The 13,120-nt window shown below is 67.5% G+C and carries 10 protein-coding genes and 1 pseudogene; 1 reads left to right on the top strand and 10 read right to left on the bottom strand.

The annotated features are described in order from the left end of the window. Positions 1-163: 163 nt before the first annotated feature. A complete protein-coding gene (gene aat / locus QM741_RS00250) occupies positions 164-892 on the bottom strand; it encodes a leucyl/phenylalanyl-tRNA--protein transferase (RefSeq protein ID WP_415205763.1) in 729 nt (242 codons plus the stop codon). A gap of 194 nt (positions 893-1,086) precedes the next feature. Here aat and QM741_RS00245 point away from each other — a divergent pair, with 194 nt between their 5' ends. Next, positions 1,087-2,178 (top strand): ABC transporter ATP-binding protein, encoded by a 1,092-nt coding sequence (locus tag QM741_RS00245; protein WP_415205762.1) that lies wholly within the window; start codon positions 1,087-1,089, stop codon positions 2,176-2,178. A 123-nt stretch (positions 2,179-2,301) separates the two neighbouring features. Here the strand turns inward: QM741_RS00245 and QM741_RS00240 are convergent, their stop codons facing one another. The 9 genes and pseudogenes from QM741_RS00240 to QM741_RS00200 form a co-directional block, all read right to left on the bottom strand. Further along, positions 2,302-2,916: a hypothetical protein gene (locus QM741_RS00240; protein ID WP_415205761.1), complete on the bottom strand. Its 615-nt coding sequence runs from the start codon at positions 2,914-2,916 to the stop codon at positions 2,302-2,304. 263 nt (positions 2,917-3,179) lie between these two features. Beyond that, a complete protein-coding gene (locus tag QM741_RS00235; protein WP_415205760.1) occupies positions 3,180-4,217 on the bottom strand; it encodes a PIG-L deacetylase family protein in 1,038 nt (345 codons plus the stop codon). A gap of 5 nt (positions 4,218-4,222) precedes the next feature. Then, positions 4,223-5,521, bottom strand: coding sequence for a glutamate-5-semialdehyde dehydrogenase (locus QM741_RS00230; protein ID WP_415205759.1), 1,299 nt, complete (start codon positions 5,519-5,521; stop codon positions 4,223-4,225). Continuing rightward, complete coding sequence (proB, locus tag QM741_RS00225; RefSeq protein WP_415205758.1) at positions 5,518-6,675, bottom strand: glutamate 5-kinase; 1,158 nt, start codon at positions 6,673-6,675, stop codon at positions 5,518-5,520. The genes QM741_RS00230 and proB overlap by 4 nt, the downstream gene beginning before the upstream one ends. Positions 6,676-6,774: 99 nt before the next feature. Continuing rightward, on the bottom strand, positions 6,775-8,079 hold the full coding sequence (gene argH, locus QM741_RS00220; protein ID WP_415205757.1) for an argininosuccinate lyase: 1,305 nt from the start codon (positions 8,077-8,079) through the stop codon (positions 6,775-6,777). 203 nt (positions 8,080-8,282) lie between these two features. Then, positions 8,283-9,248 (bottom strand): annotated as a pseudogene (gene argC / locus QM741_RS00215) (N-acetyl-gamma-glutamyl-phosphate reductase); the annotation flags it as partial. After that, positions 9,245-10,612 (bottom strand): acetylglutamate kinase, encoded by a 1,368-nt coding sequence (locus QM741_RS00210; RefSeq protein ID WP_415205756.1) that lies wholly within the window; start codon positions 10,610-10,612, stop codon positions 9,245-9,247. The gene QM741_RS00210 and the pseudogene argC, both read right to left, overlap by 4 nt. Before the next feature lies 1 nt (position 10,613). After that, positions 10,614-11,741 carry an acetylornithine deacetylase gene (locus tag QM741_RS00205; protein WP_415205755.1) on the bottom strand — a complete coding sequence of 376 codons (1,128 nt, stop codon included), beginning with the start codon at positions 11,739-11,741 and terminating at the stop codon, positions 10,614-10,616. A 110-nt stretch (positions 11,742-11,851) separates the two neighbouring features. Beyond that, positions 11,852-13,054 carry an argininosuccinate synthase gene (locus tag QM741_RS00200; protein WP_415205754.1) on the bottom strand — a complete coding sequence of 401 codons (1,203 nt, stop codon included), beginning with the start codon at positions 13,052-13,054 and terminating at the stop codon, positions 11,852-11,854. Between the last annotated feature and the right edge of the window lie 66 nt (positions 13,055-13,120).

The following is a 13,120-nucleotide window of genomic DNA, read 5'->3' as shown; positions in this document are numbered from 1 at the left end:
CCATGGCGCAGACTTTCTGTTGTTGGTGCGGGGGCTCAATTTGCGATTCTCCGCCTCGAATGGACGTCTCGAGAGGTTCGCGCGAAGGCGCGAAAAGGAAAGGAAGTGGAATGCGCGACGATGGGTTCGTTTTCGCGCCTTCGCATGGAAAATTCAAAAGAAGTCACCCCGCCAGTGTGTCGACCTCGATTTCGCCGAGCCTGTCGCACCAGGAGCCGATGAAGCCGGGCAGTGCGGCCTGCGCGGCGACGCGCCGGACGAACTCCGCGCGCGGCATTTCCACGGCGCCGAGCGAGACGAGGTGCTCCGAGCGCACCTGCGCGTCGAGCAGCGGGAATCCCCACGCCTGCAGCGCGTGGCAGAGCCCGAGCAGGGCGACCTTCGAGCCGTTCGTGCGCGCGCTGAACATCGATTCGCCGAAGAACATGCGCCCGACCGCGACGCCGTAGATGCCGCCGACGAGTTCGTCGCCCGCGTGGACTTCGCAGGAGTGCGCATGGCCGAGCCGGTGAAGCTCGCAATACGCCTCGAACATGTCGCGCGTGATCCAGGTCGTCGGCTGCTTCGCCCGCGGCGCGGCGCAGGCGCGCATGACCTCGGCGAACGCCGTGTCGGCGCGGACCGTCCAGTCGCAGCCGCGCAGGAAGCGACGCAGTCGGGTCGAAACGTGGAGGCCGTCCGTGCGCAACACCATGCGCGGATCGGGCGACCACCACAGAATCGGTTCATCGCGCGAGTACCACGGGAAGATGCCGTGCCGGTAGGCGTCGAGCAGCCGCCGCGGCGACAGATCGCCGCCTGCGGCAAGCAGGCCGTTCGGTTCGGCAAGAGCCGTTTCCAGCGCGGGAAACGCCTCGTCCGAACCCGCAGGCAGGATGGGAATGCGGATCATCGTTCCGGCAACACGGTTTCCCGGCGCGCACTTTTCGCCGGACTGCAATCGGGGCATCGTAGGGCGAGCGTTGCGCCATCTCAAGCGCGTGCAAAACCTGCACTGTCACCCCTTGTGCCGGCAGGCTTGATCGGCGCCGCTTTTTCCCCTACAAACGGCGGGCGGCTCCGCCTTCCGCCCGAGTGGATTTCTGCATGGCCGTCGTCACCCTGCGCAATCTCTGCAAACTCTATCCCGGCGGCCACGCTGCGGTGAAGGATTTCAGTCTCGAGGTCGGCGACGGCGAGTTCGTCGTCTTCGTCGGGCCGTCGGGCTGCGGCAAGTCGACGACGTTGCGCATGATCGCCGGCCTCGAAGAGATTTCCTCGGGGGAGCTGGCGATCGACGGCAAGCCCGCGAACGGGTTTTCGCCGAAAGCGCGCGACGTCGCGATGGTGTTCCAGAACTACGCGCTCTATCCGCACATGACGGTGCGCGAGAACATGGGCTTTGCGCTCAGGCTCGCCGGCGTGGCCCGGCCCGAGATCGCCCGGCGCGTGCTCGGCGCGGCGCAGACGCTGCAGCTCGAAACCCTGCTCGAGCGCAAGCCGGCGGCGTTGTCGGGCGGCCAGCGCCAGCGCGTCGCGCTCGGCCGCGCGCTCGTGCGCGAGCCGAAGGTGTTCCTGATGGACGAACCGCTGTCCAACCTCGACGCCAAGCTACGCGCGGAGATGCGTGCGTCGATCTCGCGCCTGCAGCGCCGCCTCGGCGCGACCACGATCTACGTCACCCACGACCAGGTCGAGGCGATGACGATGGGCGACCGCATCGTGGTGATGCGCGACGGCGAGATCCAGCAGGTCGCCGCGCCGATCGAACTCTACGAGCGGCCGGCCAACAAGTTCGTCGCCGGTTTCATCGGCTCGCCGGCGATGAGTTTCCTGAGCGTGCGCGCGCAGGCCGATGCGCTCGCCGGCGACGGCTTTCGTCTGCCGATGCCGGCGGCGCTGCGCGCGCGGTTCGATCTGCACGAAGCGCAAGACCTCTGGCTCGGCGTGCGGCCCGAGGCGTTGGACGCGGTGGGCGTCGATAGCGCTGGCGGCCGATTGCGCGGCGTCGTCGATGTCGTCGAGCCGCTGGGCGCGGAGACCGTCGTCGGTGTCGTCGTCGGCGCGGAACGCGTGATCGCCCGCCTCGCCGGACATCATGTCCTGCGCGCGGGCGAGGCGATCGAACTCGCGCTCGATGCTCAGCGGCTGCATCTGTTCGACCGCGCGAGCGAGCGCAGTCTGCGGCGTGCCGCGTAGAGGGTATCGGCGCGCCGGAAAATACGCATGAAAAATGTCCGGGAATGCCGGGCGTCGCTTACGATGATCGCCGACCGCAATGGCGCGGCGCGCGGCCGTCCGTGGCCGCGATTTTTCCTGGCGTTACTGGCAGGCCTTGCCGTGGGCCGGATGCGCGCCGGCCTTTTCGGCGTCGGCCACGCTCATGTACGAGCCCTGCTTGGTCTTGCCGTACCACTCGTCGCCGTTGCAGTGATAGACCTTCGACTCGGCGTTGACCCAGACCAGGCCGGGACCGCCGCCGGGCTTCTGCGCGATGTCCTTGGCCGGTGTCGGCGCCGTGTGCTTGGCGTGGGTCGCCGTGTTGGCCGCGGCAGCGCCCGTGGCCGCCGTCGTGGCCGTGGTCGCGGCGGGTGCGGCCGACGTCGTCGCAGCGGCCGGAGCCGTCGTTGCCGCGCTGGCGGCGGTCGCGTCCGCGTCCTTCTTGTGGCGATGCTTCTTGGTCGCCTTGGTGTCGTCGGCCGCGGCCGTCGTGTCCGCGCTCTTCGCGTCGGTCTTGGCAGCGGTGCTGCTCGCCGCGCTCTTGTCCAACCATTCCTTCACGCCCTGATGGCCGCGGCACGCTCCCTTGTGCGTGGCGCCGTCGAAATACGTTCCGTCCTTGCACAGCGCGGTATGACTCGCGGCATCCTGTGCATAGGCGCCTTGGCACAGCAGCGCTCCCAGACCGATTGCCACCGAACCCAACAACGTTCTCATTGCCGTCTCCATTGAAATTGATGTGGTGCGCGCGAGGGGGGGTGCCTGCAGCGCGCGGTGCAGAGAATGACAGGCGCTCTCGCGCTGTCAATCTGCGCCCAGAATGCCATTCAGCAAGTTCCCGAGCAGCGTTCAGTTAGCGCCTCGCGACGTTAATTTTTTCCTAATTCCGCGTAGGGAATCGTCGACGAAACGGTATTGAACCGGCGTCGCGGACGCGCGCCGCGCGCGCAACGCGCACTGAATGCCCGGACCCGCTTTCTTCAAACGAGTTCGACGGCCTGCCAGCCGTAGCGATCGAAGACGACGAGGCCCGTGCGCGGCCGCGCGAGCTTGACGAAACCGACGTGGGGCGAAACGGAGTGAGGCAAGGGCAGCGCAAGCGCCGGCCCGTCCGCCTCGTCGCGCCAACGCGCCGCGGCGACCGGGTGATCGTCGCGCGCGTCGCGCAATTCGCAGGTTTGTTCCGGCCGCGCGAGCGGCAGCCACCAGGCGTCCGTTTTGCCGCGCGCGTCGCCGAACAGGATCAGCGCCTGCCGGTTGCCGTGCAGACGGCGATCGTGCAGGCGCAATTCCAGAATGCGCCCTTCGCGCAATGTTGCCCGCAACGGATGATCGTCAGGCGGCGCGGCGACGGCCTCGTCGTAGGACTCGCGTTCCGTGGCGAAGGCGAGGAAGCGTGCGCTGCTAAGGGCCATCTGCGTGTGATGGCAGGCGATCGCAGCGCGCTTGGCGCCACGCCGCGCCGGGTCCAACTCGACGACGTGCGCCGCCCGCGCGCCGTCTGTGCCATGCACGCGAAAGGCAATGAGCCGTGCCGTCGAACCGGCACCGGCGGCGGCAAGCCGCAGCGCGATATGTGCTGCGCTGTGGTCGGGATGGCGGTCCGCCAGGGCGGGAAAGGCGATGTGGGTCGGCGCGAATGCGGCGATCTGCGCGCGCAGCGGATCGACGATCCGGCCCGCGTCGCGCATGAGCAGCGACGTCAGCGCGGTATCGGGGAAAGCCAAGAACGCGCGTTCGTCCGTGGCGACACCGAGCAGGTCGAGCGCGGCCTGCGCTTCCGCGCGCCGGCATGCGCCCCAGCGCACGCGCGCGGCCGCGTCGATGCGCCAGCGTTTTTCGAGCCAGCGCTGCGGCCACGGATTGTTGTCGCCGTCGGTGAGCGTGACCACGCGCCGCGCGGCGCCGGCGTCGCGCGCGGCGAGCAGCAGACCGCCGCAGGCGATGGCCTCGTCGTCCGGGTGCGGCGCGATCACCAGCACGCGATCGGCGGAAGTCGGGCGCAGCGGTTCGCTCATCGAGTTCAGATGCGCGATTCGGCGTGGCGTACCTGGCCGTCGCCGCGCACGACGTAGCGTTCGATCGTCAACGACTCGGCGCCCATCGGGCCGTAGGCGTGCAGGCGCGTGGTCGAGATGCCGATCTCCGCGCCGAGGCCGAGCTCGCCGCCGTCGGAAAAACGCGAAGAGGCGTTGACCAGCACCACGGCCGAGCGCAGCGCATGGACGAATTTTTCCGCGGCCGCCGCGTCGCGCGTCGCGATCACCTCGGTATGGTCCGAGCCGTAGCGGCGGATGTGCGCGATCGCCGCGTCGAGGCCGTCGACCACGCGCACGGCGAGGATCAGGTCGAGGTATTCGGCGGCGTAGTCGTCCTCGGTTGCGGAGCTCATCTGCGCGACCAGCGCGCGGCTGACGTCGTCGCCGCGCAGTTCGACGCCGCGCGCGCGCAGCGCCTGCGCGACGCGTGGCAAGAATGCGGGCGCCACGTCCTTGTGCACGAGCAATGTTTCGAGCGCGTTGCAGGCCGACGGCCGCGTCGTCTTGCCGTCGATCGCGAGGCGCAAGGCGACGTCGGGATCGGCGCTCGCATCGACATAGAGGTGGCACACGCCCTGGTAGTGTTTGATCACCGGCACGCGCGCATGCTCGGCGACGAAGCGGATCAAGCCGACGCCGCCGCGCGGGATTGCGAGGTCGACGATGTCGGTCAGTTGCAGCAGCTTCATCACCGTCTCGCGGCTTAGGTCTTCGACCAGCGTGATCGCCGCCTCGGGCAGGCCGTGCGCGCGCAGCGCGGCGTGCAGCGCCGCCGCGATCGCGCGGTTGCTGTGGATCGCTTCCGAACCGCCGCGCAACAGCACGGCGTTGCCGGCGTGGAAGCACAACGCGGCGGCGTCGGCGGTCACGTTCGGGCGCGACTCGTAGATCATGGCGATCAGGCCGAGCGGGATGCGCACGCGCTCGATCGCAAGCCCGTTCGCACGCTGCTCGCGGCGCGTGACCTGGCCGACCGGGTCGGGTAGGTCGGCGATTTCCTTGACGGCCCGTACGATATCCTCGATGCGCGCCGGGTCGAGGCGCAGGCGGTCGACCATCGCCGCGGCGAGGCCCTTGGCCTGCGCCGCTTCGATGTCGCGCGCATTCGCCGCGAGAATCCCCATCGACCGCGCGGCGAGCGCATCGGCCATCGCGTACAACGCGTCGCGTTTTGCGGAAGTGGACAATGCGGCGACAGTCGCGCCGGCCGCGCGTGCGGCGAACGCCAGCCCGCGGATGTCCGCTGAAGCGGATTCGTTGCGCGTTTCGGTTGCGGCATTCATGCCGTCGTCGCCTCGTTGAGGATCACCAGATCGTTGCGGTGCAGGACTTCGTCGCCATAGCTGAAACCGAGCGTCGCTTCGATCTCGCGCGACTGCCTGCCGGCCAGTCGTCGCACCTCGCCCGCATTGTACTGAACGAGGCCGCGTGCGATCGCCGCGTCCGCGCAGAGGATTTCGACGATATCGCCGCGCTGGAATTCGCCGTCGGCGCCGACGATGCCGCCGGGCAGCAGCGACTTGCCCGTCGTCAGCGCGCGCGCAGCGCCCGCATCGACGCGAATGCGGCCGTCCGCGCCGGGAGCGTGACGCAGCCAGTATTTGCGCGCAGCGAGGCGCGAACTCGCCGCGGCGAAGCGCGTGCCGCGGAATGCGCCCGTGCCGAGCAGCGCGACCGTCTGCGCGCACGTACCGTTGAACAGCACGGTCGGGATGCCCGCGTTCGCCGCTTTCGTCGCCGCCTGCAATTTCGTATGCATGCCGCCGGTACCGTGCTCGGAGCCGGCCGCTCCCGCCATCGCGAGCACGTCCGCCGTCACCGCCGCGACCGACTCGACCGGCTTCGCGTCCGGATCGAGCAGCGGATGCGCGTCGTAGAGGCCGTCGACGTCGCTCGCGATCAGCAGCAGGTCGGCATCGACCAGCGCGGCGACGATGGCGGCGAGATTGTCGTTGTCGCCGAGCTTCAGCTCCTCGACCGCGACGGTGTCGTTCTCGTTGATGACGGGCACGGCGTCGAGGCGCAGCAGTTCGATCAGCGTGTTGCGCGCGTTGAGATAGCGGCGGCGGTTGCGCAAGTCGTCGTGCGCGAGCAGCACCTGCGCGACGGGCGTCGCGCCGAGCAGTTCCTGCCACAACGCGACCATGCGCGTCTGCCCGAGCGCGGCGAGCGCCTGGCGCGCGACGAGGCCGCTCGTGTCCTCATGCACGCGCGCGCGTCCGGCCGCGACCGCACCCGACGACACGATGACGACTTCGCGGCTTTGCGCGCGCGAGGCGAGGACGAAGTCGGCGAGAACTCGCGCGTGTTGCGACGACAACTCGTGGCCGCCCGCGGTCAACAGATTGCTGCCGATCTTGAGCACGGCGCGGCGCCAGGCCGGCAGCGGTTGTTGGGTAAATCCCTGTGACACTCGCGTCTCCGCTTTGCTCGTCATTCCCGCATGCTTCTGGCGGGAATCCAATGACTCGGCTCTTGCTTCTTGAATGGGTGGAGAAAGGCGCTGGATTCCCGCTTTCGCGGGAATGACGACATTCTATTTTCCTGATTCGGCCAAACGGGTGAGGCGCTCGCGCAGTTCGTCGAGACGCAAGTCTGCCGCCGCACCCGGCGAGGTGCGCGCGCCGAGGCTTTGTTCGGGCGTGCGGCCCTGGCCGGCCTCGTTCGCGGCGGCAGCGGCCTGCCTGTACGCGTCGCGGAACGGCACGCCGGCGACGGTGGCCTCGATCGCGGTGTCGGTGGCGTACATCGCCGGGTCGATCGCCGTGCGCATCGCCGGCGCGTTCCATTGCATGCGCGCGAGCAGGTCGGGCAGCAGTTCGAGCGCGGCCATGCCTCGCGCGAAGCCGTGGTACAAGCCGCCTTTCGAGAATTGCAGATCGCGCTGATAGCCCGACGGCAGCGACAGTAACTGCTCGATCTCGGCGCGGCCTGCGGCGACGCTCGCGTAGCTGGCGCGCATCAGCTCGACCACGTCGGGATTGCGCTTGTTCGGCATGATCGACGAACCGGTCGTGTATTCCGGCGGCAGATGCACGAAACCGAATTCCGCGGTCGTGAACAGCGACAGGTCCCAGGCCAGGCGGCGCAGGTCGAGCAGCGCGGTGCCGAGCGCGTCGAGCGCGGCCATCTCGAACTTACCTCGCGCGAGCTGCGCGGCCACAGGCGAGACCTGCATGCGCGCGAAACCGAGCGCCTGTGTCGTGTGCTCGCGGTCGAGCTTGAGGTTGACGCCGTAGCCGGCCGCGGTACCGAGCGGATTCGCGTCGATCCAGGCGCGCGTGTCGAGCGCGCGCCGCGCGTCGTCGATGAAGCTTTCGGCGTAGCCGGCGTACCACATCGCGGTCGAGGAAACGACGGCGCGCTGCAGGTGCGTGTAGCCCGGCATCGGCACCGAATCCTGCGCGGCGCGGTCGAGACAGACCCTGGCGGCCTCGGCGCACAACGCATGCAGCGCGCCGAGCTTCGCCTTGAGCCACAGCCGCGTGGCGACGAGGATCTGGTCGTTGCGGCTGCGGCCCGTGTGCACCTTGCGCCCGGCGTCGCCGAGGCGCTCGGTCAGACGCGCTTCGATCGCGGAGTGGCCGTCCTCGTATTTGTCGTCGAGAACGAACGCGCCGCTGTTGAAATCGTCGGCGAGCACGCCGAGTTCGCGCGCGATCGCCTCGCACTCGTTCTGCGTGACCACGCCGATCCGCGCGAGCCCTTCGACGTGCGCGCGGCTCGCCTCGACGTCGTGCAGGAAGAATTCGCGGTCGAGCACGACGTCGTCGCCGGCGAGAAAGCGCATGATGCGCGCGTCGGTCTCGACGCCGGGTTTTTGCCAAAGTAGATCGGACATTGTCGAAATCTCTTTTCTTCCCTTCTCCCTCCGGGAGAAGGTGCCCGAAGGGCGGATGAGGGAAAAGCGCTACAATTCTTCTTATTGCTTCAGCTCCGAGAGGCTCCCCCCTCATCCGGCGCTGCCGCGCCACCCGCCCCGTTCGGCGTCCTTGCCTCACCCTCAGTCGGCTGTCGCCGATTTCGACCCGGCGGGAGAAGGGAGGCAAGTGGAATGCCTTCCAGTTCGGGCCAGCCGAGGGCGAGATTGATGTTCTGCATCGCCTGCGTCGCCGCGCCCTTGAGCAGGTTGTCGATCGTGGCGACGACGACGACGCGCTTGCCGCCCGGCCCGAGCGTGAAGCCGCCGATCTGCACGTCGTGCCGGTTCGCGATATGACTGACCCAGGGTGCGTCGTCGATCACGTCGACGAGGGGTTCGTGGCCGTACTTTTCCGCATAGCGTACCTTGATCGCATCGAGCGTCAGCGGCTGCGTCAGCCAGATGTTGACCGTCATCGTGATGCCGCGGAAATGCGGCGCGACGTGCGGCATGAATTCGACCGGAAGACCGAGGTGTCGAGTCACCTCGCGCTCGTGCGTGTGGTTGACGAGCGAGTACGGCATCAGGTTGTCCCGCAATTTCACGGGATCGTTCCTGTCCGACGGCGTCGTGCCCGCGCCCGAATAGCCGGATACGCCGAAACAGGCCGGCGGTGCGGCGAGCAGATCCTTGAGCGGCGCGATCGCGAGCTGCATCGCCGTCGCGTAACAGCCCGGATTGCTGATCCGGCGCTGGCCGCGGTATTGGTCGCGATAAAGTTCGGGCAGGCCGTAGTACCACGCGGCGTCGAAGCGGTAGTCCGCGCTGATGTCGACGATGACGGGATCGTAGCCTTCTCCTTTCGCCGCATCGATTGCCGCGACGTAGGGTGCGGCCTTGCCGTTCGGCAGCGCAAGCACGACGGCGTCGGCGCGCTTGGCCGCCACGGCGTCCGCATCGAGCGCCTCGTAACGCAGCTCGCCATGATAGGCGGCGCTGTGCTCGGCGACGCGCCGGCCGTCGAGCTCGCGCGAGGACACGAAGGCGAGTTCGAGCGCGGGATGCGCGACGATCAGTTTGATCAGCTCGCTGCCCGTGTGGCCGCGCGCGCCGACGATGCCGATGGTTTTCTTCTCGGGCGTGGTCATGCCGCTTCCTTCTTCGCCTCGACCCGTGCAGGTTCGATCAGGGTCGGCTTCTTTCCGCGGCAATAATCGACGCAGGCTTCGATCTCGTCGAAGTCGTCGATGCCGTACCAGAACGCCTTGAAGCTCGGCAGCTTGCAGCAGCCGTCCGACTCCGAATAGTAGAAGTGGTTGACGACGTTGCCGTGGCGCGAGCGCCAGAACAGCGACGGCGTCTCCTCGCGCATCACCTGCCACACCGCGCGGCCGAGGCCTTCGCCCTGCGCTTCGTCGAGCACGGCGAACTTGTCGAGGTAGACCTGGGTGCGGCCGTCGTCGAGTTCGGCGGCGAGCAGAATCACGGCCGCGCGGTAGTTTTCGCTGACATAGGCGCGCAGCAGCTTGGTGCGCTCGAAATAGTCCGGCGTGAGCTTGCGCGGCGCGAAACCCGATTCGATCAGCGCGTGCAGGCGCTTGAGGTCGAGCTGGTCCCACGAGGTCGCGCGCAGCACGCGCTCGCCGCGGCGGATGTAGGTGCCCGAGCCTTTGTGCGTGAACAGTTCCTTGGCGAGTTCGGCGGGCTTGGTGATCGACACCGACGAGGTCAGCGGCAGCGCGTCGAGCAGGTCCTTGATCTGTTCGATCTTCACGCGCATGCCGCCGTTGATCCACGGCTGCGCGGCGAGGTGCTCGTACTCGGTGGCGAGGTTGATCGAATCGATCACGTTGCCGGCGTCGTCGAGCAGGCCGCCGGTGCCGGTTAGGAACACGATCTTGTAAGGCTGCAGCGCCTTGATCAGCTCGTTCGCGGCGAAGTCGGCGTTGATGTTGAGGATCTGGCCCGCGGCGGTTTCGCCGAGGCTCGCGATCACCGGGACCGAACCGGCGTTGAGGCTCGCTTCGATCGAGGCGAGGTTGACCTTTTCGACCTTGCCGACGAGGCCGTACTTCGGCTGGTCGAGATAGCCGGCCTCGAACACGCCGCCGATGATCGAGGTCGCGCGCGCGTCGGTTTTCTGCAGCGCCTCGACGAGCTTGAGGTTTTCCGTCTGCGACACGCGGCGCACGATGGCGAGCGCTTCGGGCGAGGTCACGCGCAGGCCGTCGATCGTCTGCTTGACGATACCGGCGGCGGTCATCTCGGTGTCGAGCTGCGGGCCGGCGCCGTGGATCACGATCGGGGTCAGGCCGACCTGCTGCAGGAACGCGAGCGAGGAGACGAGGTTGTCTAGGTCGTCGCGCAGCACCGCGCCGCCGACTTTGACGACGGCGAACTTCTTCGCGTCGAGCTGCGAGAAGCGGCGCAGGTACTGGTCGATCTCCTTCGCGCTGCCCATGCTCGAGAGCAGGCGCACGATGGTCTGGCGGGTTTGCGTGTTGGTGTCCATTTCAACGGGCCTGCGAATTCAGGATGTGGATGTAGCGTTGTGCAATTTGCTGCAATTGAGACAATTCGACGAACTCGTCCGCGCTGTGCGCCTGCGCGATGTCGCCGGGGCCGCAGACGATCGCGGTGTAGCCGGCCTGCGAGAACAGCGAGGCCTCGGTCCAGAAATCGACCGCGTTGCCGATCGGCAGGCCCGCTTCGTCGGCGAAGTCGCGCGCCTTGAGGCGGCGCGTTTCGGCTTCGGCGACGTCGCCCGCCGGCAGCGAGGGGCCGCGGAACGTTTCCTGGAATTCGGCGGGTCGCGCATCGCCGCCGTCGCGGAACGTCGCGAGCAGCGCGTCGATGTCCATCGACGGCAGCGGGCGGAAACCGAAGCGCACTTCGGCGCTCGGCGCGATCATGTTCGCCTTGATGCCGCCTTCGACGCGGCCGATGTTGAAGCGCAGGCCGGTGAGGCCGCCGAAGCGCTGATGCGCCTGCGTTTCGACGAAATCGAGCGCGTGCTGGCCCCAGCGGATCGCCTGGTGCAGCGCGCTGTCGGTCGCGGCGTTGCCGCCCGAGGCGTGGCCGGCGCGGCCTTTGAAGTTCATCAGCACCGAACTGATGCCGCGATGCGCGAGCACGGCTTCGCATTTCGTGGGTTCCGCGACGATGACGGCATCGAAACAGAGTTTTCCCTTCTCCCTAAGGGAGAAGGGAAAAGCGGAGAGAAACGCCGCGATGCAGTGCGCGTCGTTGGCTTCCTCGTCGGTCGTGAACAGGAAAGCCGCATCGCCCTGCGTCCGCGCGGCCGCGGTCAGCAGCGCGGCGGCGGCGCCCTTGATGTCGCAGGCGCCGAGGCCGATCGCCTGCGTGTCGGTCACGCGCAGCTCGAACGGGCTGGCCGTCCAGTGCGGCGAATCGGGGACGGTGTCGAGATGCACGTTGAACAGGATTTTCGGCTTGCCGCGCACGGCGAGCAGGCTGACCGCGCCGGCGCCATGGTCGGTGACGGTGCAGTCGAAGCCCGGCAGGTTCGCGCGCAGGCAATCGAAAATGCCGCCCGTGCCGATGTTGCGTGGCGGATTGCGCGTGTCGAACGCGACGAGCGCGCGCAGGTAGTCGAGAGTGGTGGCGAGTAGCGTATCCATCGGTTTGCTTTTTGCTCGTCATTCCCGCGTATGCGGGAATCCAGTGGCTTTGATTTTCATAGTGCGAAAGACGCTGGATTCCCGCCAGAAGCATGCGGGAATGACGAGCTTCAGTTTTTGCGGTTCACCTCGGCCCACAACGTTGAACTCATACCGTACAAGCGGATGAATCCTTCGGCTTCCTCGACGCCCCAGTCGGCCGACTGCGCGTAGGTCGCGCCCTTGGCGTTGAGGATGTGCGGGGACTTGACCGCAACCGCGCCGACCGTGCCGCCGCTGGTTTCGAGCGTGACTTCGCCGTTGACGCAACGCTGCGCGGAAGCGAGGAAGGCTTCGAGGTCGGCCTTGAGCGGATCGTGGAAGAAGCCTTCGTAGACGAGTTCGACCCAGGCGCGCGCGACGTCGGGCTTGAAGCGGTTCTGCAGCTTCGATAGCACGGCTTCTTCGAGCGCGCGGTGCGCGGTCAGCAGCGCGGTCAGGCCAGGCGCTTCGAAGATGATGCGGCCTTTGAGGCCGATCGTCGTATCGCCGGTATACAGGCCGCGGCCGACACCGTATTTCGCGAACTCGCGATTGAGCCGCGCGAGGATTTCGTGGCCGGCGAGCTTCTCGCCGTCGAGCGACACGGCTTCGCCGTTGACGAAGCCGATCGTCGCGCGCAGCGGCGTCGTGGGCCAATCGTCGCGCGGAGCGCACCAGCCGCGCGCGCCGTCGCCGGGCGCTTGCCATTGGTCGATTTCGCCGCCCGACATGGTCACGCCGAGCAGGTTCTCGTTGATCGTGTAGCTCTTCTGCTTGGCGCGCACGCCGAAGCCGCGCTGTTCGAGATAGTCCTGCTCGTAGGCGCGCGTGTGCGTGTGCTCCTTCTGGATCTCGCGGATCGGCGCGACGATCGTGTAGTCGCCGAGCGCCTTGATCGTCAGGTCGAAGCGCACCTGGTCGTTGCCCATGCCCGTGCAGCCATGCGCGATGTATTTCGTTTTCAACTCGTCGCAGCGTTTGAGGGCCGCTTCGACGATGAGGTAACGGTCGGACACGAGCAGCGGATACTGGCCCTGATAGCCCTGTCCGGCCCAGACGAACGGTTTGACGAAACCGTTCCAGATCGCAGGTCCCCCGTCGACGGTGACGTGGCTGGCGACGCCGAGTTCCTTGGCGCGATTCTCGATGAAGGCGCGTTCCTCGGCGTCGACGCCGCCGGTGTCGGCGAACACGGTGTGCACGCGGTAGCCGCGCTCCTGCAGATAGGGGACGCAGAAGCTCGTGTCGAGGCCGCCGGAGAACGCGAGGACGATGTTTTTTTCTGTTGTCATTTCGATCTCGATTTGATTTTGTTTCTTTGCCCGTCATCCCCGCGAAAGCGGGAATCCATTTTGATC

The sequence above is a fragment of the Rudaea sp. genome, from assembly GCF_047601565.1.
Lineage (GTDB): Bacteria > Pseudomonadota > Gammaproteobacteria > Xanthomonadales > Rhodanobacteraceae > Rudaea.
The sequence above is the reverse complement of the archived record's forward strand: the minus strand, read 5'-3'. Positions and strand labels throughout refer to the sequence as shown.

What these genes read in the sequence shown, in the direction of transcription:
- aat (WP_415205763.1), bottom strand. Translation starts at nt 892, where the DNA reads ATGATCCGCATTCCCATCCTGCCTGCGGGTTCGGACGAGGCGTTTCCC.
- QM741_RS00245 (WP_415205762.1), top strand. Translation starts at nt 1,087, where the DNA reads ATGGCCGTCGTCACCCTGCGCAATCTCTGCAAACTCTATCCCGGCGGC.
- QM741_RS00240 (WP_415205761.1), bottom strand. Translation starts at nt 2,916, where the DNA reads ATGAGAACGTTGTTGGGTTCGGTGGCAATCGGTCTGGGAGCGCTGCTG.
- QM741_RS00235 (WP_415205760.1), bottom strand. Translation starts at nt 4,217, where the DNA reads ATGAGCGAACCGCTGCGCCCGACTTCCGCCGATCGCGTGCTGGTGATC.
- QM741_RS00230 (WP_415205759.1), bottom strand. Translation starts at nt 5,521, where the DNA reads ATGAATGCCGCAACCGAAACGCGCAACGAATCCGCTTCAGCGGACATC.
- proB (WP_415205758.1), bottom strand. Translation starts at nt 6,675, where the DNA reads ATGACGAGCAAAGCGGAGACGCGAGTGTCACAGGGATTTACCCAACAA.
- argH (WP_415205757.1), bottom strand. Translation starts at nt 8,079, where the DNA reads ATGTCCGATCTACTTTGGCAAAAACCCGGCGTCGAGACCGACGCGCGC.
- QM741_RS00210 (WP_415205756.1), bottom strand. Translation starts at nt 10,612, where the DNA reads ATGGACACCAACACGCAAACCCGCCAGACCATCGTGCGCCTGCTCTCG.
- QM741_RS00205 (WP_415205755.1), bottom strand. Translation starts at nt 11,741, where the DNA reads ATGGATACGCTACTCGCCACCACTCTCGACTACCTGCGCGCGCTCGTC.
- QM741_RS00200 (WP_415205754.1), bottom strand. Translation starts at nt 13,054, where the DNA reads ATGACAACAGAAAAAAACATCGTCCTCGCGTTCTCCGGCGGCCTCGAC.